At 33.7% G+C, this 24028-nt stretch carries 25 protein-coding genes; 10 read left to right on the plus strand and 15 right to left on the minus strand.

Going from position 1 to position 24028, the window contains the following annotated elements:
* Positions 1–100: 100 nt before the first annotated feature.
* Positions 101–1198, plus strand: coding sequence for a methylmalonyl Co-A mutase-associated GTPase MeaB (gene meaB, locus ASC72_RS22505; protein WP_056196307.1), 1098 nt, complete (start codon positions 101–103; stop codon positions 1196–1198).
* A 62-nt stretch (positions 1199–1260) separates the two neighbouring features.
* Here meaB and ASC72_RS22510 read toward each other — a convergent pair whose 3' ends face one another.
* From ASC72_RS22510 to ASC72_RS22520, 3 genes are read right to left on the minus strand one after another with little or no spacing between them, the layout of a single operon-like run.
* Entirely contained in the window at positions 1261–3195 is a 1935-nt protein-coding gene (locus ASC72_RS22510; RefSeq protein ID WP_056196310.1) for an LTA synthase family protein, read from the minus strand.
* A 60-nt stretch (positions 3196–3255) separates the two neighbouring features.
* On the minus strand, positions 3256–3483 hold the full coding sequence (locus tag ASC72_RS22515; protein ID WP_056196313.1) for a hypothetical protein: 228 nt from the start codon (positions 3481–3483) through the stop codon (positions 3256–3258).
* Between the two features lie 27 nt (positions 3484–3510).
* On the minus strand, positions 3511–4896 hold the full coding sequence (locus ASC72_RS22520) for an MATE family efflux transporter (protein WP_056196316.1): 1386 nt from the start codon (positions 4894–4896) through the stop codon (positions 3511–3513).
* Positions 4897–5153: 257 nt separating this feature from the next.
* Between ASC72_RS22520 and ASC72_RS22525 the strand changes: the two genes are divergently transcribed.
* A complete protein-coding gene (locus tag ASC72_RS22525; RefSeq protein WP_082564380.1) occupies positions 5154–5699 on the plus strand; it encodes a hypothetical protein in 546 nt (181 codons plus the stop codon).
* A 189-nt stretch (positions 5700–5888) separates the two neighbouring features.
* Here the strand turns inward: ASC72_RS22525 and ASC72_RS22530 are convergent, their stop codons facing one another.
* Positions 5889–6764 carry a PPK2 family polyphosphate kinase gene (locus ASC72_RS22530; RefSeq protein ID WP_056196319.1) on the minus strand — a complete coding sequence of 292 codons (876 nt, stop codon included), beginning with the start codon at positions 6762–6764 and terminating at the stop codon, positions 5889–5891.
* 207 nt (positions 6765–6971) lie between these two features.
* Between ASC72_RS22530 and ASC72_RS22535 the strand changes: the two genes are divergently transcribed.
* The 7 genes from ASC72_RS22535 to ASC72_RS22565 all read left to right on the plus strand — a co-directional run bounded on the left by ASC72_RS22535 (position 6972) and on the right by ASC72_RS22565 (position 12189).
* On the plus strand, positions 6972–7808 hold the full coding sequence (locus ASC72_RS22535; RefSeq protein WP_056196323.1) for a hypothetical protein: 837 nt from the start codon (positions 6972–6974) through the stop codon (positions 7806–7808).
* 365 nt (positions 7809–8173) lie between these two features.
* Complete coding sequence (locus tag ASC72_RS22540; RefSeq protein ID WP_056196326.1) at positions 8174–8674, plus strand: RNA polymerase sigma factor; 501 nt, start codon at positions 8174–8176, stop codon at positions 8672–8674.
* 2 nt (positions 8675–8676) lie between these two features.
* A complete protein-coding gene (locus tag ASC72_RS22545) occupies positions 8677–9639 on the plus strand; it encodes a hypothetical protein (protein ID WP_056196329.1) in 963 nt (320 codons plus the stop codon).
* 75 nt (positions 9640–9714) lie between these two features.
* A complete protein-coding gene (locus tag ASC72_RS22550; RefSeq protein WP_056196334.1) occupies positions 9715–10056 on the plus strand; it encodes a TonB-dependent receptor plug domain-containing protein in 342 nt (113 codons plus the stop codon).
* Positions 10057–10172: 116 nt separating this feature from the next.
* Positions 10173–10760 (plus strand): LURP-one-related/scramblase family protein, encoded by a 588-nt coding sequence (locus ASC72_RS22555; RefSeq protein WP_056196459.1) that lies wholly within the window; start codon positions 10173–10175, stop codon positions 10758–10760.
* A 111-nt stretch (positions 10761–10871) separates the two neighbouring features.
* Positions 10872–11588, plus strand: a complete 717-nt coding sequence (locus ASC72_RS22560) for a 3-ketoacyl-ACP reductase (protein WP_056196337.1) — start codon at positions 10872–10874, stop codon at positions 11586–11588.
* 91 nt (positions 11589–11679) lie between these two features.
* Complete coding sequence (locus ASC72_RS22565; RefSeq protein WP_056196463.1) at positions 11680–12189, plus strand: hypothetical protein; 510 nt, start codon at positions 11680–11682, stop codon at positions 12187–12189.
* Positions 12190–12380: 191 nt separating this feature from the next.
* On the opposite strand, the gene mtaB is transcribed toward ASC72_RS22565, so the two are convergent.
* Positions 12381–13715 carry a tRNA (N(6)-L-threonylcarbamoyladenosine(37)-C(2))-methylthiotransferase MtaB gene (gene mtaB, locus ASC72_RS22570; RefSeq protein ID WP_056196340.1) on the minus strand — a complete coding sequence of 445 codons (1335 nt, stop codon included), beginning with the start codon at positions 13713–13715 and terminating at the stop codon, positions 12381–12383.
* Between the two features lie 489 nt (positions 13716–14204).
* Here mtaB and ASC72_RS22575 point away from each other — a divergent pair, with 489 nt between their 5' ends.
* Entirely contained in the window at positions 14205–14726 is a 522-nt protein-coding gene (locus tag ASC72_RS22575; protein ID WP_056196467.1) for a hypothetical protein, read from the plus strand.
* Positions 14727–14825: 99 nt separating this feature from the next.
* Here the strand turns inward: ASC72_RS22575 and ASC72_RS22580 are convergent, their stop codons facing one another.
* The 10 genes from ASC72_RS22580 to ASC72_RS22625 all read right to left on the minus strand — a co-directional run bounded on the left by ASC72_RS22580 (position 14826) and on the right by ASC72_RS22625 (position 23719).
* Positions 14826–15356 (minus strand): GNAT family N-acetyltransferase, encoded by a 531-nt coding sequence (locus tag ASC72_RS22580; protein ID WP_056196343.1) that lies wholly within the window; start codon positions 15354–15356, stop codon positions 14826–14828.
* Complete coding sequence (locus ASC72_RS22585; RefSeq protein ID WP_056196346.1) at positions 15340–16167, minus strand: Cof-type HAD-IIB family hydrolase; 828 nt, start codon at positions 16165–16167, stop codon at positions 15340–15342. The genes ASC72_RS22580 and ASC72_RS22585 overlap by 17 nt, the downstream gene beginning before the upstream one ends.
* Positions 16168–16251: 84 nt before the next feature.
* On the minus strand, positions 16252–16470 hold the full coding sequence (locus ASC72_RS22590) for a putative signal transducing protein (RefSeq protein WP_056196349.1): 219 nt from the start codon (positions 16468–16470) through the stop codon (positions 16252–16254).
* Between the two features lie 29 nt (positions 16471–16499).
* Complete coding sequence (locus tag ASC72_RS22595) at positions 16500–17315, minus strand: alpha/beta hydrolase (RefSeq protein WP_056196353.1); 816 nt, start codon at positions 17313–17315, stop codon at positions 16500–16502.
* Positions 17316–17381: 66 nt separating this feature from the next.
* Positions 17382–18047, minus strand: a complete 666-nt coding sequence (locus ASC72_RS22600; RefSeq protein ID WP_056196354.1) for a DEAD/DEAH box helicase — start codon at positions 18045–18047, stop codon at positions 17382–17384.
* A gap of 133 nt (positions 18048–18180) precedes the next feature.
* Positions 18181–19344: a sigma-54 dependent transcriptional regulator gene (locus tag ASC72_RS22605; protein ID WP_056196357.1), complete on the minus strand. Its 1164-nt coding sequence runs from the start codon at positions 19342–19344 to the stop codon at positions 18181–18183.
* Between the two features lie 115 nt (positions 19345–19459).
* Positions 19460–20776: an ABC transporter permease gene (locus tag ASC72_RS22610; protein WP_056196360.1), complete on the minus strand. Its 1317-nt coding sequence runs from the start codon at positions 20774–20776 to the stop codon at positions 19460–19462.
* 79 nt (positions 20777–20855) lie between these two features.
* Entirely contained in the window at positions 20856–21785 is a 930-nt protein-coding gene (locus ASC72_RS22615; protein WP_056196470.1) for an ABC transporter ATP-binding protein, read from the minus strand.
* A gap of 163 nt (positions 21786–21948) precedes the next feature.
* Positions 21949–23058, minus strand: a complete 1110-nt coding sequence (gene dnaJ, locus ASC72_RS22620) for a molecular chaperone DnaJ (protein WP_056196363.1) — start codon at positions 23056–23058, stop codon at positions 21949–21951.
* A gap of 82 nt (positions 23059–23140) precedes the next feature.
* Positions 23141–23719: a nucleotide exchange factor GrpE gene (locus tag ASC72_RS22625; protein WP_056196365.1), complete on the minus strand. Its 579-nt coding sequence runs from the start codon at positions 23717–23719 to the stop codon at positions 23141–23143.
* Between the last annotated feature and the right edge of the window lie 309 nt (positions 23720–24028).

The raw sequence follows: 24028 nt of genomic DNA on the forward strand, positions 1-24028 counted from the left end.
ATTCGTGAATTCGTGGCTATAAACTTCAACAGTTTCAAAGAAAATCCTTTTTTGAAACTGTTTTTGTTTTCTGTACTTTTACAATACCAAAAAAAGTATTTTGTCAAGTCCAAATAAACAATCAAGCAGTTTACAAGAAAAAGCTGGAATTTCACCTCCTGAAATTATCAATGTATCGGCTATCAGCCAAATTCAGAAAAACAGGCGAAAACAACCTTCTTCAGAAGAATTAATTAATGGAATACTTCATGGCAACAGAACGGCTTTGAGTCGGGCCATAACTTTGGTCGAAAGCACCAATCCTGAACATGCTGACAAAGCCAATGAAGTTATAAATGGATGTTTACCGCATGCCAATAAATCGATTCGAATTGGAATTACTGGCGTTCCAGGCGTTGGAAAAAGTACTTTTATTGAAGCTTTTGGAACCTTTTTAACGCAACTTGGAAAAAAGGTGGCTGTATTAGCGGTTGATCCGAGTAGTTCACTTTCGCACGGAAGTATTTTAGGGGATAAAACCCGTATGGAAGAATTGGTAAAAGACGAAAATGCTTTTATCAGACCAAGCGCTTCCGGAGACACTTTAGGTGGCGTAGCGAGGAAAACGCGTGAATCGATTATTTTGTGTGAAGCTGCTGGTTATGATACCATCATTATTGAAACTGTTGGTGTTGGACAAAGTGAAACCGCTGTTCACAGTATGGTAGATTTTTTCTTATTACTAAAAATTTCAGGTGCCGGTGATGAACTTCAGGGTATCAAACGTGGCATCATGGAAATGGCCGATGCCATTATCATCAACAAGGCGGACGGCGACAATATTAAAAAAGCCAATCAGGCAAAATTAGAATTCAACAGGGCTCTGCATTTATTTCCTCCCAAAAAATCAAACTGGCAGCCAAAAGTTACCACTTGCAGTGCCATCACTAAAGAAGGCATTTCTGATATCTGGAACACCATTTCAGAGTATGTTCAAATGACAAATGAAACTGGTTTCTTTTATGAAAAGCGAAAAGAACAAAATCATTTTTGGATGATGGAAACCATCAATGAACAATTGAAACTGAACTTCTACAATCAACCAGAAATTATTTCGCAACTGGAACAAAACAAAAAAGCAGTGCAAAATGATGAAATTTCACCATTTGCAGCTGCTCAAAATTTATTAAAACTGTATTTTGATAAAGGTTCAAAGTAGCAAAGGTTCAAAGGGACAAAGGTTTTTACAACCCGTTCCTTTGAACCTTTGCTACTTTGAACCTATTTTTTTCTAAGTTTATACTTATTTTCCTTGTACAAATTTCCTGCTGTAATTACATGTGCCAAAGCATCTTTTGCTAATTCTTCATTCAATTTTACAGGAATTAAAGTCGTATCATTTTTAATTTCAAATTGCAGTGGTTTCAAATTAGGCTGCATAATTACAACCTGATTTTCAACTCTGAACGCATTTATATCATTAAATTGCATGATTGATCTTCCCTGAATTTTGGCATCTAATTTATTTAGGTTTCTACCCACCATTGGCGTTTCAAAAGGGACTCCTAAATAACCTAATAAGGTTGGCGGAATATCAATTTGGCTTGCCAAATTGCTGTAAACGGTACCTTTTTTTACTCCTGGCCCAATGATTAAAGCCGGAATATGAAATTTATTGATTGGCACTAAGTTTTTACCATAAGTTCTCGTGTTATGATCGGCGATAACAATAAAAATAGTATTTTTAAAATACGCTTCTTTTTTAGCCATTTCGAAGAATTTCCCAATAGAGAAATCAGCATATTTCATGGCATTATTGACAGTTGCCGGGATCTTATCAAAAGGTTTGATTCTTCCTGCAGGATACTCAAAAGGTTCGTGATTTGAAGTTGAAAACATTAAAGAAAAGAAAGGTTTATCTCCTTTTGCTTTAAAGTAATTATTTGCTTTTGTAACCAAATCTTCATCTGAATAACCCCAGGTTCCTTTGAAAGCATATTTTTTTCCATCTGATTCAAAATCTTCCTGATCAACGATATCCTGAAAACCATTTCCGTTGAAAAACGAAGCCATATTGTCAAAATTTGCCATTCCGCCGTAAATGAAACTAGTGTCATACCCCTTTTGTTTTAAGGCATCAGCAAGCGTAAAAAAACCTTGTTGAGAGTTTCCTAATTTCACGACACTTTCTGAAGGCGAAGGCAAAAATCCGGTAACAACTGCTTCAATTCCACGTACACTACGGGTTCCGGTACAATATAAATTAGTAAACAGTAAACCTTCTTTTGATAATTTATCAAATTCTGGCGTCAATGGTTTTCCACCTAAAATTCCAACATATTCGGCACCTAAACTTTCTTGTAGAAAAATAACCAAATTATAAGGTTTTTTATTAACCGAATCCGGTTGTTGTACATGCAAAAACGGAATTTCAGCATCTGTAAAATCATTTGGTCCAGCAATCATGTATTTTTTCACACGAGCGATTGCTTCGGCTTCCTCCATTTTTCCGTACATCTTGGTGTTTCCTTCATTTTTAATGGAATACGCAGCAAATGCAACGGTATAAAATGAATTCAATCCCAATGTATTCGTTAATTGATCTGTAGAAAAAACAGCATTACTGGCATTAATTGGTCGTTTTGAAGTAAGACTTGAACGTGCTCCAAAAAACAATAAAAAAGCCAATAACGGAAAAATCATTAATTTGAATTTATAATCCGCAAGTGAAGTATAAAAATATTTTTTTCCTTTTTTGAAAGCAAAATAGATAACCGCACCCAAAATCAGGAAAGTGACAATTATCGAAGTCAGGTAACTTTTTAAAAGCATTCCGACCACTTCCTTAGGATAGATAAGATAATCTAAGAAAATTTTATTCGGACGCGTGTCGTATTGTTTTACAAAATCCGGAGAAGCTAATTCTACAAATAGAATCAGAAACAGAAATAAGAAACTATAAATTACCAGAAATTTATTGGTAAACTTCAACCATTTATTCGGAAGAAAAGTAATTAAAACAGCTGGCAGAAAAGACAAATAACAAAGTAAAATCAAATCCATTCGAAGACCGATTGGAAAAATATACCAGAAATTTGGTGTTTCGACAACTCTATCTTTAAAAAGAAAAAATAAAAATATTCGACTTAAAGTAGTAATTAGCAATCCGATTGCTATAAAATTAAAAATGGGTTTTAAAAAACTTAATTTTTTCATTAGAAAGATTTAAATAATTTTTATGTGAGCTGTTACTTTAAAGTACATTGTAGTTCGCCTTTACTCTTCGTAACGATTTATTTCTCTGTCATAAAATTCATTTGCTTTTTCGATCAAGCCTTCCATTTCAGCATTTAATTCAGCTTCATCAAGATCTTCTGCTTCTTCTAAAAATTCAACCTCATCATCTTTTAAATTGATGATAAATCTTGGGTAATCAAGGTGAACGATAAAAATATCATCTGGAAAATCAGTATTGTCTCCAAGTAAAAATTTAGGTAATTCCATTTTATTATTGTTTTATAAGCTTCAAATTTAACTATTTGAAACTGAATTATTGATTAATTTTTTGGTTAAGTAATGAAAACGAATGTACAGAAATAGGGCTGCAGAAGTTAATCCTGCCAAAAGCCCAATCCATACCCCCTCTGCTTTCCACGGGGTATATTCTGCTAAATAATAAGAAATTGGAAAACCAATTACCCAGTAAGCAACAAAAGTAATATACATTGGCACTTTTACATCCTGCAAACCACGGAGCGCTCCTAAGACCACAACCTGTATTCCGTCAGAAATTTGAAAAATGGCCGCTATCAAAAGTAATTTTGATGCAATATTGATTACTTCATTATTATCCAGCAATTGTCCTCCATTTTCCATATTCAAAAAGAGATACGGTAAGTAATTATGAAAGGCAACAAATAGAATTGCAAAAATGGTTTCGAGTATTATCGCCAATAAAAAAATAGAACGGGCAACGACCACCAATTTTTTAAAATCCTGCAAACCTCTTTGGTTACTAACTCTAATCATCGAAGTTACACTTAATCCCATTGCAAACATAAAAGTCATAGAGGCCAGACTCAACGCAATTTGATTGGCTGCCTGACTGGTTTTTCCGATATTCCCGCAAAGCCAGATTGAGGCCGTAAACAACACTACTTCAAAAAGCATTTGCATAGCAGATGGAAAACCAATGCTTATTATTTTTTTTATGGTTTCTTTTTTAATTTCCTGAAAACTGAAATCTTTAAAAAAGCGTTTTAAATCATTTCTTCTTGATAGCATAATGTGCATAAACATCACCAAAAATATCCTTGAAATTACAGTACCAAGAGCTGCTCCGATGATTCCCATTTTTGGAAAAATCCAAATACCATAAATCAACATATAATTAATCCCCACATGTAGCACATTTGCCATAATCATGGCGTACATCGAATATTTTGTCATCGACATTCCGTCAGCAAACTGCTTGTAACCCTGATACATAATTAGCGGAATTAATGAAAAAGCTACCCAATCAAGATAAGGTTTTGCAAGTCTGATTACATCGGCTGGCTGGTGCAGTAATTCCATTATTGGCTTTGCCAGAACAATCACGCCAAACAACATTAATCCTAAAATGGTGCATAAAAATAAACCATGATGAAAGGCTGAACGAACTTTAGTATCATTCTTTTCTGCATCGCCTTCAGCCACAATTGGAGTAATTGCTGTAGAGAAACCAATTCCTAAAGACATTGCAATAAAAATCATGCTATTGCCAAGCGAAACCGCAGCAAGTTCAGTACTCCCTAACTTCCCGACCATTATATTATCGACAATACCTATTAAAGTATGGCCTACCATTCCTAAAATTACAGGATATGCTAATTTTAAATTATACGAAAACTCTTTTGTATACTGTGCTAAGTTCAATTCTATTCTTTTTAAGTCGGGCAAAGATAATCAGAAGCTTTGGATTCTGTAGTGTTATTAAAAAAGATAAGACAATATTAAAAATTGCAATCCCGATCCCGAAACTTCGGGATGGAACAAATTCCAAATTCCAAAACTTGTAAACGAAAAAACAAAGTCAGTTTTGAAATTATATAACAATTTTAGAAAATTATATAACAGGCACAAAAGACCTCGCCACTACTTTTACATCATTAATAATTCAAAAAAAAAATCTTATGATCTTAAGAAATCTGAAATTTATCTGCCTAGCTACTATAGCTTTTTTATCTGCCAACACAACTTTCGCTCAAGAAACTACAACTACAACAACGGAAAGCGAAATTAAAAATTACGATCAGGGTTTTAGATTGGGATTTGGTTTAAACGGAGGTTTACCAACTGACAATGCTTACGATTGGTCTCTTGGCGGAGATGTTCGTTTACAATATGATTTGTCTAAAAGAACATCGTTGACTTTGACCACAGGTTTTACAAACTTATTTATGGGAAAAGATGAAAATGGAGTTGATGTAAATGATCTTGGATTTATTCCGGCAAAAGCTGGTTTTAAAGCCTTCATTTGGGAAGATCAGTTCTATGTTTTAGGTGAAGTTGGTGCGGGTTTTGCCGTTACAAACGGATATAACGACACCACTTTTTTATGGGCGCCAGGAATTGGATATGCCAACAAATATATCGATATCAGTGTCCGCTACGAGGACTATAATAAATTCAAAACCAATCAGGTGGCTTTACGTCTTGCCTACGGATTTGATTTATAAAAATACGTTCATTTATTCTTTTGTTTTTGGTATGAACCCGACAGATCCTCATAGTCTGTCGGGTTTTGTTATTTTAAAACAAATCGAAATCTCACAAAATAATAAACCTGACAAGTTTCAACAACCTGTCGGGTTTAAAATATAAAAATTATCTAATTATCTAATTGACACATTTTCTAATTATTCTAATTAACCACCCAACTCCTTTTTATACAATTCGATATTGGCTTTAATCTTATCGTCTAACTCTGGTTCTTTAATATCCGTATGCTTTTGCATTTCCTCCCAGATAATTTTGGCCACAATATAGCGTGCCATTTCTTTATCATCGGCCGGAATCACATACCACGGAGCATGATCTGTCGAAGTTTTATTAATTGCATCTTCATAATATTTTTGATATTCATCCCAGTGTTCGCGTTCTTTTAAATCCCCGGGAGAAAATTTCCAGTTGTGTTTTCCTTCCTCCAATCGACGTAACAAACGTTCTCTTTGCTCCTCTTTGCTCAAATGCATAAAAAACTTCATTACGATAGTTCCGTTTTGCGAAATATGCTTTTCAAAATTATTGATTTGCTCAATTCTGTTCTCCCAAAATTGAGGTGTGATATCGTCAACCGAATTTATTCCGGGCAAATTCTCTCCCAAAATATATTCCGGATGCACGCGCGTTACCAAAACATTTTCATAATGTGTACGATTAAAAATTGCAAACTTTCCTTTTTCGGGCAATGCAATATAATGTCTCCATAAATAATCATGCTCTAATTCGGTCGAATTGGGTGTTTTAAAACTGTGTACCACAACCCCACGCGGATTAAATTCCTTAAAAACTTCCCTGATCAAACTATCCTTTCCTGATGTGTCCATTCCCTGCAGGCAAATCAAAACACCGTATTTATTATGCGAATACATCACATCCTGCAAATCGCTTAATTTTTTCTGAACCTTATCCAGCTTTTCTTCTTTTTCATCGTCATCTGCATCAATATTAAGCAAAGTCGGAATCTTGCCTAATTTTATTTTATCTGTAACTTTAAAATCATTCGGATCTATCGATTTCATATTTTTCCATTTTTATATTATAAATATACTAATTTTACGAAGCATATTCCTGCTATTCATTGCAATACTTTTTCAATAAATTGGTTTTTTACAAGCCACAACAAGAGCTTCCTCCGGTCGCTTTGTTCTGTCAGTAAAAAATACAATTTCTCCTCAAAGTATTTTCATTACTATCAGGGCTGGGCACTCTTTTACAAAACAATATTCATGGAAAAATTTACATTAGAAATACTATTTCAAATCATCGGAATCGGTTCAGCATCAGGATTATTTTTCAATAACAATTCCCTTTATATCATTGGCGATAATAGCGGATTTTTATACGAATACAATATGCAAAATCAGCAATTAAGTCAGCATCCCTTAATTGACAATCCATCGCAAAACATTCCAAAAAACATAAAACCCGATTTTGAATCGATTACACATCATAATGATACTTTATATGTTTTTGGTTCCGGTTCTACTATCAACCGAAACAAAATGATTGCCTTTGATCTTAAGTCGAAAAGCATTTTACAGAAAAATGATTTAGTTGATTTGTATGCGTTAATGCAAAGTTTCGGTGAAATAAAACCGGAAGATTTCAATTTGGAAGGTGCTATTTTCGATGGAGAAAACTGGTATTTATTCAACCGTGGTAACGGAATCTCCAACAAAAACACCATCTTCACGATTCATGCTAAAAGCCTGGGCGAAGAATTTGCTTTGGTGGCAACCAATTATAAATTACCTAAAATAAAAGGCGTTCGCTCCAGTTTTACCGATGCTATATTAGTTGAAGACAAAATCTATTTCTTATCAACTGCCGAAGACACCAAATCAACTTATGATGACGGCGATATTTTAGGAAGTTTCATTGGACGAATCGATCTCAAAACCATGAAAATTGACTTCACACAAAAAATAACCTCAACCAATAAATTTGAAGGTTTGACTTTCTATCAAAAATCAAATGATAAAATTGAGTTTTTACTTTGCGAGGATAATGATACGGAGTTATTGGAGACTAAGATTTTTAAGTTGAGTTTGTCAATCAAGTAAATATCACATTTTAGTTTGTGCAATTTTGCGAATCCTTTGCGAATCTTTGTGTAAAAGCTTTACCACAGAGATTCGCAAAGGATTCACAGAGAAACGCAAAGAAGTAATTAATTTTCTCCTTGTAAATTTAGAGGCGCACAGAGTGCGTCTCCCGCAAAGAATATCCATTTCAATAAAAATCCAATCTAAAAACGCACAGCTGTGCACCTTTACAATAAAACTCTGTACCTTTGAACCTTAGCAACTTTGAGCCTTTAAAAAAAACTTTTTTTCATCGCCTTCCCAACCTTTTTATCTTTTAAGCTCTCTTTAGTATAAAGACAACAATTGTGATAAACGAAACTATAATTTCTAACTGCAAAAAAATGCACCGTGATGCCCAGCGTCAGGTGTATGAGCATATGGCTCCAAAATTGTATCGCGTTTGCAAACGGTACCTAAAAAAGGAAGAAGAAATTGAAGAAGCTATGGCCGACGCTTTTTACACTGTTTTTACCAAACTGGAACAGCTTAAAGAACCAAAAGCTTTTGAGGCCTGGGCTCGCAAAATAACCGTCAATCACTGTTTGGCAGCGATCAAGAAAAACACCAATTTCAATATGTATCTTGATGATGTCAAATTGCTGTCACAACCTTTTACAGATGAAATCAATTCTCTTGAAGAAGAAGATTTACTCAATTTACTAAACCATATTCCGGACGGTTGCAAAACTGTTTTTAACCTTTTTGTTATTGAAGGTTTTGGGCACAAAGAAATTGCAGCGATGCTGAATATTTCTGAAGGCACCTCAAAATCACAATTGAATGCGGCTAAAACCAAGCTGAAGGAATTAGTAAACAAATTGTATTATCAAAAAGCAAAGTAGTCATGGACAATCAAGATAAAATATTCGATAAATTTAAAGAAGCCGCCCACAACTCGGAACAAAAAGACTTTCCGGGAATGGACAAAGTCTGGGCGCGCGTTGAAGAGAAACTGGACAAAAAAGAAGACAAAAAAGCCATTTCATTATGGAAAAAAATTGCCATTGCTGCATCCCTTTTATTACTTATTTCTTTAGGGGCACAATTTTTTAAAACCAACCAAAACACTACAATTCAAACTCCCAAAGTTGTAGTAAATGAAAAGGAAAAAGAAGTGATTGAGAATTCAGAAATACAAAAAGATGCAGTTGCTGTCGAAGATTCAAAACTAATTCCGAAAGCTGAAGCTGTCAAAATTTTAGACGAACAAATAAAAGAACAGCAAACTACAGTTGCAAATACAGAGCAAATTTCACCTGTACAAGCAGTTGGTTCAGGAACAGCTTCTATGCCTGTTTATGAAGAAGCCAACACACCAATTTCGGAATCTGTTTCTTCAGGTTTTGTTAATGACGAAGAACGTTCAGTTGAAAAAGATAAAGTTGCTGATTTTGGTTATTCAAAAAAGGTAGAAAGAGAAGCTTTTGCCGCAAAAGCCGGACAACAAGCTGAACGAGCTAAAAAAAGCACACCTTTGGTTATCTTAAACGGAAAAGCATTGTCTCATAGCAACGATGCAAAAAGAGATGAAATGATGCAGGCAGAACTTTCAAACCTACAACCCGAAAACGTAGAATCGTTAGTAGTTCTAGACGAACCTTTGTACATTATTGATGGTGTCTATTATTCAGAAAATGATTTATTCGGAGATAATCCTACGAGTCCGTATGCGCCTTTAAACAAACAAGAAATCAAAACCATTACTATTCTTCAGGATTTGGAAGCTGTTGCAAAATATGGCGAAAAAGGTAAAAAAGGAGTTGTTATTATTACAACCAAAAACGGAAAACCTACCGAGAAAAAATAATCTTATTTAGAAATCTTTGTCAAGTTTAAAACTTGACAAAGATTACTTCCAACATCAATCTTAAAAATCACTTTCATGAAAAATGTAAAAATTATTTCATTAGGCATTGCTATGCTTATTTGTTTCATAACTAACGCACAAGAGAAAACAAATTCTGATACAATTTCTAAAGAAACTAAATCTACCGGAATCATCATTTGTGCTCCGTCGAGATCTGTTCTTAATGAACCTTTGTATATTTTGGATGGAGTTGTAATAAATTCTAAACAGCTTTCTATAATCAATCCAAATGATATTCAAGATATAAAAGTTCTAAAAGATGCTCAAGCTACTTCGCCTTATGGAAGTCAAGGCAGAAACGGAATAATTATTATTACAACAAAAAAGAAGTACAATCAAAACAATACTGAAGAATAAAATCGATTTAGAACATAATTCATCAAATTATTAACCAATATTTATTTACATTTGAACTTCTTTTGAAAAATCATTCAAAAGTCATTCTAGTACAAATTAATTTCAAACAAAATTTCATGAACTCTATTTTAAATCAGAATTTATTTCTTGTAAAAGAACACGTTGGAATGTTTAAAGCCGCTAACAATTATGACATTTACGACCCGGAAAGTAATCAAATCATAATGAATTGCAGAGAAAACAATTTGGGATTCTTCACTAAAATGTTACGTTTCAGCGAGTATAAAAGAATGACTCCTTTTAATATTGAAATTACAACTGCATCTGGCGAAAAAATAATTGCCGTAAAGCGTGGTATCGCAATTTTTCGTTCTACTGTTGAAATTTTTGATGAGAAAGATCGCCTGGTTGGAACCTTCAAACAAAAATTCTTTTCTATTGGAGGCAAATTTGAGATTTTAGATAAAAATGAAAAACCGGTTGCGACACTGCAGGGAAAATGGACGGGTTGGGATTTTAAATTCAGCCATGAAAATAAACAGCTTGCTCAGGTAAGTAAAAAATGGGCCGGAATGGGCAAAGAGTTTTTTACCAGCGCCGATAATTATGTATTGCAAATCGAAGAAACTGTAGCGCAGGACAGTCCGCTAAGACAATTAATTTTGGCTGCTGTAATGTGTATCGATATGGTTCTGAAAGAATAAAAAAGTTGTTAAACTTAGATTAAGAAAACATTTAAAGCATTATTTTAGGAAGCAAAAACTGTATTTTTGTGTATCTAAAATGATGCTTTCTGCATTTCTAAAAATACTATCATGACAGACTTAAAAAATAAAAATGCCCTAATTACAGGAGCTGGAAAAGGAATTGGAAAAGCGATTGCAATTGCTTTAGCAAAAGAAGGCGTAAACGTAATTTTAGTTTCAAGAACCCAAACCGACATCGATCAATTGGCTGATGAAGCATCTAATTTAGGTGTAAAATCCTTGGCTTTGGCTGCAGACGTTTCAGATATGGATTCTATAAATAGTGCGGTAGAAAAAGCATTAGCCAAATTTAAAACAATAGATATCTTAATCAACAATGCCGGAATTGCTGCTTTTGGAAAATTCATGGAATTAGAACCAACAGAATGGGAAAAAATCATTCAGGTGAATTTAATGGGAACTTATTATACAACTCGTGCCGTTATTCCAAATATGATTGAAAGACAAACTGGTGATATTATCAATATTTCGTCAACGGCGGGATTAAACGGAAATGCATTAACAAGTGCGTACAGCGCCTCTAAATTTGCCGTTTTAGGATTAACCGATTCTTTAATGCAGGAAATGAGAAAACACAATATTCGTGTTTCGGCACTGACACCAAGCACTGTTGCTACTGACATGGCAAAAGATTTAAACTTAACAGACGGTAACCCTGAAAAAGTGATGCAGTCTGAAGATATCGCAGAACTATTAATTGCTCAGCTTAAATTAAACCGCAGAGTATTTATCAAAAATAGCAGTATTTGGTCTACTAACCCTTAAAAAATAAATTCCAAATTTTAAATTCCAAATTCCAAGTATAGTTGAAATTGGAATTTGGATTTTTACTCTTGGAATTTTAAAAAAAAATATGATGGAACAACATTTAAGACAATTAATTGCAATAGAATTCACCGATAAAAAAGAAATTTTCACTGGATTCCTTATTGATTATTCTGATGACTGGATTTTACTTCGAAACAATCCCGTTGATTATATTTTGGATGGTTTTGTGATTCTGAAAAATAAAAATATAGAAGCAATCCACAGAGATGAGGATCTTGCATTTACCGAAAAAGTAATCCGATTAAAAGGTTTAAAAACAAATGCCGAAGATATTATCCCAATTAGAGATTTAGCTTCTATTGTAAGCTTTTTAACCAATAAATATGGCATTTTTCAAATTTCAAAAAAATCGGCTAAATCAGCTTATTTAGGAAAACTTCTTGAGTTGAATACTGAAGAATTAACTATTGATTTTCTGGATACAAGAGGTCAGTTTGGAGGTGAATTAAGTTTCAATCCGGAAAAAATCAGAGTTATTGAATTTGATACGGATTATATCAATTCACTGAAATTGGTTATTCCGGAGAATCAGAAATAGAGATTATTATTTATAGAAAAAGCCCTTTTAAAAGGGCTTTTCTGTTTTCTGTTATTTGTCACCCTGACGGAGGAAGGATCACACAAGAAATTCCGCATAGTAATTCTCCAATCTTTGTCGAGCTACTCGTGTGATCCTTCCTCCGTCAGGATGACAAAAATGCGTTAAAAATCTTTATCTAAGCTTCTAAACTACGCTTCCGCCAATTTATTTAAAAACTCCAGACGAACACTTCCGTCTTCGTCGATTTTTGTCAAATTGATTTCTTGCAGCGTATTAATCAATTCAGGGTTCCAGGGCGTTTTTACTTTTACGTAATTCTCTGTAAAACCATGAATGTATCCTTCTTTATTTTCGCTTTCGAATAAAACCGTTCTGTTGGTTCCTAATTGAGTTTCATAAAAAGCACGACGCTTTTTAACGGATAGGCCACGTAACATTTTGCTGCGTTTTGCACGCACATTTGCAGGAACAACGCCTGTCATATTAGCGGCTTCTGTATTGTCTCTTTCAGAATACGTAAAAACGTGTAAATAAGAAATATCCATTTCATTAAGGAAATGATAGGTTTCTAAAAAGTGCTCATCTGTTTCTCCGGGAAAACCAACAATAACATCAACACCAATACAAGCGTGTGGCATTACTTCACGAATTTTATTTACTCTTTCTGTATAAACTTCACGTAAATAACGACGCTTCATCAATTTCAAAATATCATTGCTTCCTGATTGTAACGGAATATGAAAGTGTGGTACAAAAGTGCGGCTTTTAGAAACGAATTCAATTGTTTCGTTTTTCAATAAATTAGGTTCGATAGATGAAATTCGCAAACGCTCAATTCCCTCAACCTTATCTAAAGCCTGAACTAAATCAAGAAAAGTGTGTTCGTGTTTTTTATTTCCAAATTCACCTTTTCCGTAATCACCAATATTTACACCTGTTAAAACAATTTCTTTGATATTTTGAGCTGAAATTTCTTTAGCATTTTGCAAAACATTTTCAAGAGCATCACTTCGTGAAATTCCTCTTGCTAACGGAATCGTACAATAGGTACATTTATAATCACAACCATCCTGAACTTTCAGGAAAGCACGGGTTCTGTCTCCAATAGAATAACTTCCAACGTAAAAATCGGCTTCAGCAATTTCGCAGGAGTGCACTTCACCCATATCGTTTTTGCTCAGGTCATGAATATAATCGGTAATTTTAAATTTTTCTGTAGCACCCAAAACCAAATCAACACCATCAACAGCTGCTAATTCTTCTGGTTTCAATTGTGCATAGCAACCAACAGCAGCCACAAAAGCCTTTTCATTCAATTTCATTGCTTTCTTCACAACTTGCTTAAATTGTTTATCTGCATTCTCTGTAACTGAACAGGTATTGATAACATAAATGTCTGCAACTTCTTCAAAATCGACACGATCAAAACCTTCATCATTGAAGTTTCTGGCGATTGTAGATGTCTCTGAAAAATTCAGTTTGCAACCAAGCGTATAAAAAGCAACTTTTTTTCTATTTTCCATAGGAATAAACTACGTTTTAAGTAGTAAGATATTATATTTACATAACTCTTTTGAAGAGTTTGCAAATTTACGTACAATATTCTTTAAAATAAAATCAATAATATACTATATATCAATATTTTGCACGAAACATGTATTTTGATTTAGCCTGAAAAACAGTAATCCAAACATGTATATTTGAGAAATGAAATAATTTTAGAAATACAAAAAATATTTTCAATAAGAATAAATTGACAAAACATCGATTAAATGCAAATATTATCGATTAAATGCGTTTTTATGAGGTTAAACCTGAAATTTTCCTACATTTAACTTTGTTTAGAAAATTTTTAGAAGTATTTTCACTTCACCAAAAACAAGAAAATTATTTTTATAACAAATTATATATAACAATTTTGATTTTTACTCGTTATGTTGTTGTTTTGTTATAATAAAAAATGGGCAGGCCGAAAACCAGAAAGAGTAGGCGAAAATTATAAATTAAATTCTATGAAAGCATTTTTACCTACAATCTGCTTGATGTTCTTAACCGCTTTTAGTTCGCAGGCGCAAACTAATGCTCCGGCTGCTACAAATCCATTTCCTTCTATTAGTACTTTAACAAATTGGGCGAGTTTAAACTCTCAATCACAATTTGATATTGCTATTCGTGCGGTTGGATTTAAATTTGAAGTAAAGGAACCAGGTGCAGAATCTACATCTTACACTTATATTCGTAAAGTAACTGTAAATGAAGTAAATTATACTGATAGAATTGTTTACAGAATTACAAACAATAATTCTGCAAGTATTATTTCACTGGTAACTGCTTCTACTGATTTAGTAAGTTTGTATACTCCGCAATTGGCAACTTTCAAAAATAATAATTGCAAAACAGAAATGTCTAAAGACAAAAACACAACTTGCAGCTGTTACGAAAGTGTAAATTTTGCAATCGATCTTTGCGACGAACGTGTAAAATTAACTATGGGTGACGGAAACAAGTATTTTGTTTCTGTAGCAAAAAAATAATACCAAAAAATTCAGAGAATAAAATTTCGAGTTGTTTTCCAAATCTTTGCAAACCTTTATGAGGGAAGTTTACAAAGATTTGGGACGCATTTCTCTGGTTTAAACCAAATTTGGGTTTTTCAATTCATACCAAACTTCTATTTCTTCTTCGTATTCAAACGAATTGATGTATTTCAAACCAAGTTTTTCAAGGATTTTTCTTGAATTTTCATTTCCTGCATCTGCGTAAGCATAAAGAACATCAGCTTTCAATTCGTTAAAAGCATAATCCACAAAAACCTTTCCAGCTTCAGTAGCATATCCGTTCCCCCAATGTCTTTCTATAAAGCGATATCCAATTTCATAGAAATCTTTATGACAGTTGATTTCATTGGTAATAAATTTTATTCCGGACCAGCCTAAGAACTCATTGGTTTCTTTTAGAATAACAGCCCAACGACCTGTTCCAAAAGTTTTATATTGCTGTTGAATATTATTAATTTGATGAATACTTTCGTCAATATGTTTTACAGGTTTATTTCCGAGAAATAAATGAACATTCGGATTCGAATCCAATTCAAACATCCCTTGCACATCAGAAAGCTCCAGTTCCCTCAAAAGCAGCCGTTCCGTTTCAATTGATTTCTTCACAAACAAAATTATTTAAGATATAACGCTGTACTACCTCAGCAACACCATCATTATTATTTGATGCTACAATTACATTGGCTCTGTCACGCAATTCAGGTGTCACATTATCGACCCAAACCCCTAAACCGGCATATTCTATCATGGTTAAATCGTTTCCAGCGTTTCCGACAGCAATAATTTCATTTTGATGAATATTCAGTTTTTCTGCTAAGATTTTTATACTTGCTGCTTTATCGATTCCGTTTTGCGCTGCTTCCAGAAAAAATGGTTTTGACATCGCAACACTTAAGTCAGGCATTGCTAATTTTAAATCCTGTTCCAGTTCTTTTAAATAAGACGGTTCTGCCAGTAAAATACATTTTACTGCAGGTTTAGAAACAGCATCTTTAAAACTTGGAACTTTATGATGCGCCAGTCCGGTTATTTCTTTTTCGATTTCGATATACTCAGAATCCGTTTCACTGATAATTTCGTTATCCAGATAGGTTATAATGTGTGTTTTCATTTTCACACTATAATCGTATAATTCATGGATTTGCTCTACAGTTAATTTCTGTTCAAATAAAACAAGATCATCTTTTACAGTACTAATTATAGCGCCATTAAAGGAAATAATATAAGAATCATTCAAATCTAATTCCAGTTCTTTAGCATAAGCTGTCATGGCAGATGTTGGACGGCCAGAAGCCAAAACCACATACACCCCTTTTGCCTGAGCTTCAAGAAGTACTTTTTTATTTAATTCCGAAATTTTATGATCGTCTGTCAACAAGGTGTCATCCATGTCGAGTACCAACATTTTATATTGCATATTTTTTTTGAGTTTTCAGTCGCAGTCTCAGTTTTCAGTATTGTAACTGCTAACCGTGACTGAATACTGAGACTGATTACTTATCTAAATGCTCATTCTGAAATCTTCAATCACCGGATTTGCTTTTGCAAAATCGGTTTCCTGTATGAAAACTTCAACAGCCAAATCTGTTCCGCCAAAACCTCCCAAACGAGCGGATTGAATATTATCTTTTTTTACGGTTTCTACTCCCGCTTGTTCCAATCTTTCCTGTAAAGCAATTGCTAAAACTTCACTTCCTGAAAACACCTTCATTAATCCCATGACATTTTATTTTTATAATTATTTTTATTTTATTCTAATATTCTTTTTAACTGATTCTGGAAATCATTATTCTCATTCATACCAATATGGCCCTGGTTATTTAGAGTATAAAAATGTCCATTCTTTTTTATTATTTTACTCAATCTAACTGAATTTTCATAAGGAATTAATTGATCTTCTTTTCCATGAAAAATATAAATTGGAGCTTTAATTTTTGGAAGATACTCATAAGTTTCTAACTGAAACTTCTTCATGAAATCAGGAAAAAATGGAACTCTGCTACTAGATAATTCTGCAAAACTATAATAGGGCGATTGAAGAATTAACGCTTTTGGTTTATTTTCAGAAGCCAAAATTGCAGCAAGTCCCGAACCAATCGAGTAACCTGTAATAATGATTTTATTCTCTGGATATCGCTTATGTAATGTTTTATAAACTATAGCAATATCTTTATTTAATTGTTCTTCATTTTCAATTTCACCATCGCTTTTTCCAAAACTTCGATAATCTAAAATAAAAATATCATAACTTAAATTAGTATATGTTTTTGCTATTTTACCCCAGGTTTCTAATGTTCCCGCATTTCCGTGCAGATAAAAAATGAGCCCTTTCGATTTCTCGGCTTTAAATAAAAGTCCGTTGAGATTTACGCCATCAAAAGATTTAACATTTATCTCTTCAAACTTCGATTGATATTCAAACTGATATTCTTTTGGGAGTGAAGCAGTTTGAAAAATCATTCCCACCTGATTGAAATAAACATAAGAAATAACGACCACATAAATAACAACGAAAAACGCTAAAAGTATAATCGATACAAATTTAAGTGTCTTTAATATCTCCATAAATCAAACTATAATTTAGTTTTCAGTCTCATTTTTAGTCTTCACTCCAACACTGTAAACTGTGACTTATTCCTCCTCCTCAATTCCGTCCTCTTCTTCGTCCAATTCCTCTTCTCCTTCTTCATCCATATCAAAGAAATAAGGTTCCAATAGGAATTTATCTGCTAGAATTTCGATGCGTTCTGTCAATATTTCAGCAAAAATAATACGTTGCGTTTTTGCAATACTGTTTGAAATACGCATGATTTTAGTTTCATTACGCAATCTCAAAATAGGATCTGCATCATCTAAAATCAACATTTTTAAACGGTTTACATTATAACCTGCAGTGGTAAACATATCACTCAGTTTGTTTGGCGTACCAATTAAAACATCAACTCCGGTCGAAATATAGTTTTTATCGTAGTCCATATCTCCTTTGTCGTGGACACCGTAAACTTCAAGATTGGTATATTTTCCGTATTTCTCGAAAAGAGCTTCCATCGCCAATACTTTTTCCTTGTCTTCCACAATGATCAATGCACGTGGCGATTCTTCGGTATGTCCCGCCAATTGCTGAATCACATTCAATACAATTGTTGTCGATTTTCCGGTTCCTTTTGGAGAAACAATCATACAATCCGCACCACTTTTTATCGTTGAAAAAGTTTCCATCTGCAAGATATTTGCTTCTGTCAAACCGTTTTCAATTAAGGCATCTTGTAACTTCTCGTTTATTTTTTTTAGTTTCATGTTTTTATGCTTTAAGCTTTAGGCAATAAGCCATAAGCTAAAAATTATTTGTATTTTAAATGCTATAAGCTATAGGCAAAATTCTAGGTCGCTAATAGCTTAAAGCTTACTGCCTAAAGCCTACTGCAAAAATTTATTTACTGGCAAACATTTTCACATCGGTTTCAGAAATTTCTGTTCCACCTAAAATGATTAATCTTTCGACTACATTTCGAAGTTCGCGGATATTTCCTGTCCAATCGTATTCCTGTAATAATTTTATGGCTTGCTGTGAAAATACTTTAACAACATTTCCTTGTTCAGATGCGATTTTCTCAGCGAAGTGTCTTATCAAAGCCGGAATATCATCACGTCTTTCATTCAATGGCGGAACTTTAATCAAAATTACAGCCAAACGATGGTATAAATCTTCACGAAAACGACCTTCAGCAATTTCTGTTTTTAAGTCTTTGTTGGTTGCTGCTACGACACGAACATCCACTTTTATATCTTTCTCTGCTCCCACTCTCGTAATCATACTTTCTTGTAAAGCACGTAAAACTTTGGCTTGCGCCGAAAGACTCATGTCACCAATTTCATCTAAGAAAATAGTTCCTTTATCGGCTGCTTCAAATTTCCCGGCACGATCTTTCACCGCCGATGTAAAAGCTCCTTTGACGTGACCGAATAATTCGCTTTCTATCAATTCACTAGGAATCGCAGCGCAATTTACTTCAATTAAAGGAAAATTAGCACGCTCGCTTTTTTCGTGTAATTGATGTGCAACTAACTCTTTTCCGGTTCCATTTGGGCCTGTAATTAAAACTCTGGCTTCGGTTTGGGCTACTTTATCAATCATTACTTTAATATGACTGATAGCTTCACTTTCACCTACCATTTCGTAATTTTTACTGACTTTTTTCTTTAGAATTTTATTCTCAACTACCAGTTGTTTTTTATCCAAAGCATTACGAACCGTATTTAATAAACGATTTAAATCTGGCGGTTTTGAGATATAATCAAAAGCTCCCAAACGCATGGTATGAATAGCGGTTTCCATGTCGCCATGACCAGAAATCATAACCATCGGAATTTCAGGTTTTATTTTTTTTACTTCTTCTAAAACCTCAACACCGTCCATTTTTGGCATTTTGATATCACACAAAACCAAATCGTAATCGTTGTTTTTTATCTTGTCAAGTCCCGCAACACCATCTTCAGCTTCATCTACCAGATATGAATCATTTTCTTCTGATAAAATCTTTACCAAAACTCTTCTGATCGCTGCTTCGTCTTCAATAATTAGTATTTTACTCATTCTTTTTTAAGGTGCTAAGGTTCTGAGTTGCTAAGGCTCTAAGGTTTTTTATTTATCAAGAAGCTAAGAAAATCTTAGAATCTCAGAACCTTAGAATCTTAGCAACTTTAAAAAATTAATATTTAAGCCATCTATACAATTCTTTCCATGTCGGTTTTTTGCCATACATCAAAATACCAACGCGGTAAATTTTTGCTGCGAACCAAACCACAAGAAAAAAGGTAGCAAACAATAATGATACCGAAATTGCAATTTGCCACCACGGCACGCCGAACGGAATACGCATTAACATGACAATCGGCGACGTTAGCGGAATCATTGAAAAAACCACCGCAACAGTTCCGTGTGGATCATTAACTACTGTAAAGAATCCTATGTAAACGCTTAGAATTAATGGCATAATTATCGGCAAAAGGAACTGTTGAGAATCTGTCTGATTATCAACTGCTGCACCAATCGCGGCATAGAATGAACTATACAAAAAGTACCCTCCAATAAAATACACTACAAAGCCAATTATAATACTTGCAATTGGCAAATTCCATAATTCACTAATGTACATTTGAGCCGTTCCAGACATTTCGTGCTGCGCTGATTGCATTAATTCAGGTGAAATTCTGGCTGTTGGTCCAACATTTACTCCAAAAAATGCCGAAGCTGCAAACATCAGTCCCAAGCCAATTATCGCCCAAATCAAAAATTGCAATAATCCCGCAAGCGAAGTTCCGACGATTTTGCCAATCATCAATTGAAATGGTTTTACTGATGAAATAATGATTTCGATAATTCGGTTTGTCTTTTCTTCGATTACACTTCGCATTACCATGTTTCCATAAATGATAATGAACATCATAATCAGATAACCAAATGCACCGCCAATTCCGATTTTAATTTCATTTAATCCTTTCAAACTTTCTTCTCCGGAAGCTTTTGATAAATGAATATTGACATCAGCCTGTGCTTTTTTAATTGCCGAAGTATCCAGTTTTGCTTCTTCTAAATTCAGTTTGGTAATTTTTTCTGCAATAACTTCCTGCGTATTTTCAATGAAAGAAATACTCGGACTATTATTCGAAATAAATTCAACTTTACTTTCTAAATCTTTTAAATTATTAGTTTTTGGAATAACAATTAAACCTCTGAAATTTTCTTTGGCAATACTGTCTTTTAAAGCTGTTACATCAATTTCAGATAAATTGAGATACCTAAACTCTCCATCTTTCTTATTTTGTTTCAAAAAATCATTGGCAAACAAACCCGTTTCGTCGTGAATTGCAATTCGTTTGGTTTCTGCTTTCATTGAACTCAAATAACCAATAAAGCCGGCAATTGCCACAAACAGCAACGGACTCAAAAAAGTCATGACAACAAAAGACTTATTGCGCACTTTTGCAATAAATTCTCTTTTTATAATTAATGAAATTATACTCATTCTTTAATTTTAGATTTTAGATTGTTGACTTTAGATTTTTAGATTCCAGGTTTTCACTCTAAAATCTAAAATCTGAACTCTAAACTTTATTCTCAGTAACTGTTTGAATAAAAATATCGTTTACACTCGGAATTTTTTCTACAAAATGTGTTACTTGTCCGCGTTGCGTTAAAATATGCAGTAATTCATTTGGCGTTGCATCTCCAATTTGAATGTTCAATTTCAAATCATCGTTTAAGGATTTAAAATTTGCCGGAGAAACTGTAAACTTTTGTGTAATGTCATACATCAGACCTTCAACATTGCTTGTCAGTATTCCAACTTCAAAACTATTGGTTTTAAACTGACGCTTTACATCACTTAGTTTTCCTTCAATTAATTTATTTGATTTATGAATTAAAGCTATATGATCGCAAAGCTCTTCAACGCTTTCCATTCTGTGAGTTGAAAATATAATAGTTGCACCTTGTTCTTTCAATGCCAAAATTTCATCCTTAATAACATTCGCATTTACCGGATCAAATCCAGAAAACGGCTCATCAAAAATTAGCAATTTAGGTTTATGCAGCACACAAACCACAAACTGAATTTTTTGCGCCATTCCTTTAGAAAGTTCCTGAATTTTTTTATTCCACCAACCCTGAATTCCTAAGCGGTCAAACCAATATTCTAATTGTACTTTTGCCTCGGCTTTAGAAAGTCCTTTCATCTGCGCCAGATACAAACATTGTTCCCCCACTTTCATAGAAGTATACAAACCTCTTTCTTCAGGCAAATAACCAATAGTCTGCACATGTTTTGGCTGCAATCTTTCTCCATCCAGAATAACTTCACCGCTGTCTGGCAATGTAATTTGATTAATGATACGGATAAGGGAAGTTTTTCCAGCTCCATTCGGACCTAATAATCCGTAAATACTGCCTTTTGGCACATTTAATGAAACTTCGTTAAGCGCTACATAATCACCGTATTGTTTTACGACCTTATGTACTTCGAGTAAGTTGCTCATGCGATTTTTTAGATTTTCTGCGGTCAATTTGACCATTGTGGCTTTGCGCCTGTAAAAGTAAATAATTCACAGCGAATCTGAGTATTAATACGCAAAAAACCCATTCTAAATTTATGTTAGAATGGGTTTTATATTTATTTAAACATTTCTAAAAAAGTTTAGCTTATGAAAACATATCTTTTACTTTTTCAAAAAATGATTTTTCTGATTTTTCAGGACTCGGAATAAAATGTTCATCGTTTAAAGCATTTTCAAAAAATTGTTTTTGCTCTTTATTCAACGTTTTAGGCGTCCAGACATTTACGTGAACCAATAAATCTCCACTTCCGTAACCGTTAATACTTGGAATACCTTTTCCTTTTAATCTTAATATTTTTCCTGATTGAATTCCTTCTTCCAGTTTAATACGAACTTTTCCGTTGATCGCTTCAATATCTTTTGAAACTCCCAAAACGGCTTCCGGGAAACTAATGTATAAATCAAAGTGAATGTTTTCACCTTCACGTTTTAAAAATTCATGCTCTAATTCTTCAATCGCAACAATTAAATCACCAGGAACACTGTTACCCGGTGCATCATTTCCTTTGTTAGAAACTTTCAATTGCATTCCGTCAACAACTCCAGCCGGAATTTTGATAGAAACGGTTTCATCTTCTAAAACCATTCCCTGAGCATCAGCTTCAGAAGGTCTTTTATCTAAAATTTGTCCAGAACCACCACAAGTAGGACAAGTTGATGCAGATTGCATTCTTCCTAAAATGGTGTTGGTTACACGCATTACCTGTCCCTGACCATTACAAGTCGAACACGTTTTATACGTTACACCTTTTGCCTGAACTTTACGTTTTACTTTTACTTTTTTCTCAACTCCATTTGCAATTTCTTCTAAAGTCAATTTCACTTTAATTCGAAGATTGCTTCCTTTTGCGCGACGAGGACCGCCTCCGCCTCCTCCGAAACCGCCAAATCCTCCACCAAAAATGTCACCAAACTGGCTGAAAATGTCATCCATATTCATACCACCGTGGCCGCCGCCAAATCCGCCGGAACCATCAAATGCCTGATGTCCGTATTGATCGTATTTCGCTTTTTTGTTCGGATCGCTTAAAACTTCATAAGCTTCTGCCGCAAGTTTAAAGTTTTCTTCTGCCTCTTTGTCGCCTGGATTTTTATCCGGGTGATATTTCAACGCACTCTTTCGGTAAGCTTTTTTTATTTCGGCAGCGTCAGCATTTTTTGAAATGCCTAGTATTTCGTAAAAATCTTTTTTCATAATTAGGTTTAAATTCCAAACTACAAATTCCAAATTCCAATACTTAAAAAATTGGCACTTAGAATTATTTTATTTGCATTTTTTAGTTTCCAATAACCACTTTAGGGAAACGAATAATTTTGTCTCCTAATTTGTATCCTTTTTCAATAACATCAACAATTTTACCTTTCATTTTATCAGAAGGCGCAGGAATTTGAGTAATTGCTTCAGCAAAGTCAGCATTAAAAGCATCACCAGCTCTTACTTCAACTTGCTCTAAACCTTTAGCTACCAAAGTGCTTTTTAGTTTTTCGTGAATTAACTCAACTCCTTTTTTCAAATTTTCATCATCAGACTTGTTGATCTCTATTGTCGCTCTGTCAAAATCATCCAAAACAGGAAGCATTGCTAACAAAACTTCTTGATTTGCTGTTTTAAACAAATCGATACGCTCTTTTGAAGTTCTTTTTTTGTAATTTTCAAATTCGGCAAATAATCTCAAAAATTTGTCTTTTTCTTTTGCCAAGTCTTGAGCCAATTGCTCTTCAACACTTAATTCTTCAACAATTAACTGCTCACCGTTGGCATTGTTTTCTAACGTTACATCATCTAATTCCTGATCGAACTCTGTATTTTCCGTAGTCATATTACTTTTATTTTTAAAAATATCTTTAAACTTCATTTTTTATTCTTTTTGTTGGATTGCAAAAGTACTGCCAAATCTTTTAAAATGTCAAATTGTCACTTTATTAAAAATGAGTCTTTTAAAACGACAAATTTAGATTAAAAAATTTAGTATAATTTTAAGACTATTACGATATAGTTATAGTATATTTGAGATCCAAAATGAAAACTAAATTATTACCTATCAAAATTGAATTTAAGGGTTGGCTTCGGCCTCATAAATAATTATTAATTCAACTTTACCTTATATTAAAAAAAAGCTTCGCCTTATGAGACGAAGCTTTTTTTATGCTTTTTTTACTCTTTG

Source organism: Flavobacterium sp. Root420, from assembly GCF_001427905.1.
Lineage (GTDB): Bacteria > Bacteroidota > Bacteroidia > Flavobacteriales > Flavobacteriaceae > Flavobacterium.

Bases quoted from the DNA above. Each gene is read 5' to 3' on its own strand.
- ASC72_RS22615 (WP_056196470.1), bottom strand. From the start codon at position 21,785: ATGAGCAACTTACTCGAAGTACATAAGGTCGTAAAACAATACGGTGAT.
- ASC72_RS22555 (WP_056196459.1), top strand. From the start codon at position 10,173: ATGAACTCTATTTTAAATCAGAATTTATTTCTTGTAAAAGAACACGTT.
- ASC72_RS22625 (WP_056196365.1), bottom strand. From the start codon at position 23,719: ATGAAGTTTAAAGATATTTTTAAAAATAAAAGTAATATGACTACGGAA.
- ASC72_RS22510 (WP_056196310.1), bottom strand. From the start codon at position 3,195: ATGAAAAAATTAAGTTTTTTAAAACCCATTTTTAATTTTATAGCAATC.
- ASC72_RS22535 (WP_056196323.1), top strand. From the start codon at position 6,972: ATGGAAAAATTTACATTAGAAATACTATTTCAAATCATCGGAATCGGT.
- ASC72_RS22575 (WP_056196467.1), top strand. From the start codon at position 14,205: ATGAAAGCATTTTTACCTACAATCTGCTTGATGTTCTTAACCGCTTTT.
- ASC72_RS22540 (WP_056196326.1), top strand. From the start codon at position 8,174: ATGCACCGTGATGCCCAGCGTCAGGTGTATGAGCATATGGCTCCAAAA.
- ASC72_RS22590 (WP_056196349.1), bottom strand. From the start codon at position 16,470: ATGGGATTAATGAAGGTGTTTTCAGGAAGTGAAGTTTTAGCAATTGCT.
- ASC72_RS22595 (WP_056196353.1), bottom strand. From the start codon at position 17,315: ATGGAGATATTAAAGACACTTAAATTTGTATCGATTATACTTTTAGCG.
- ASC72_RS22525 (WP_082564380.1), top strand. From the start codon at position 5,154: ATGATCTTAAGAAATCTGAAATTTATCTGCCTAGCTACTATAGCTTTT.
- ASC72_RS22565 (WP_056196463.1), top strand. From the start codon at position 11,680: ATGGAACAACATTTAAGACAATTAATTGCAATAGAATTCACCGATAAA.
- mtaB (WP_056196340.1), bottom strand. From the start codon at position 13,715: ATGGAAAATAGAAAAAAAGTTGCTTTTTATACGCTTGGTTGCAAACTG.
- ASC72_RS22530 (WP_056196319.1), bottom strand. From the start codon at position 6,764: ATGAAATCGATAGATCCGAATGATTTTAAAGTTACAGATAAAATAAAA.
- ASC72_RS22585 (WP_056196346.1), bottom strand. From the start codon at position 16,167: ATGCAATATAAAATGTTGGTACTCGACATGGATGACACCTTGTTGACA.
- ASC72_RS22560 (WP_056196337.1), top strand. From the start codon at position 10,872: ATGACAGACTTAAAAAATAAAAATGCCCTAATTACAGGAGCTGGAAAA.
- ASC72_RS22550 (WP_056196334.1), top strand. From the start codon at position 9,715: ATGAAAAATGTAAAAATTATTTCATTAGGCATTGCTATGCTTATTTGT.
- ASC72_RS22610 (WP_056196360.1), bottom strand. From the start codon at position 20,776: ATGAGTATAATTTCATTAATTATAAAAAGAGAATTTATTGCAAAAGTG.
- ASC72_RS22545 (WP_056196329.1), top strand. From the start codon at position 8,677: ATGGACAATCAAGATAAAATATTCGATAAATTTAAAGAAGCCGCCCAC.
- ASC72_RS22515 (WP_056196313.1), bottom strand. From the start codon at position 3,483: ATGGAATTACCTAAATTTTTACTTGGAGACAATACTGATTTTCCAGAT.
- dnaJ (WP_056196363.1), bottom strand. From the start codon at position 23,058: ATGAAAAAAGATTTTTACGAAATACTAGGCATTTCAAAAAATGCTGAC.
- ASC72_RS22600 (WP_056196354.1), bottom strand. From the start codon at position 18,047: ATGAAACTAAAAAAAATAAACGAGAAGTTACAAGATGCCTTAATTGAA.
- ASC72_RS22605 (WP_056196357.1), bottom strand. From the start codon at position 19,344: ATGAGTAAAATACTAATTATTGAAGACGAAGCAGCGATCAGAAGAGTT.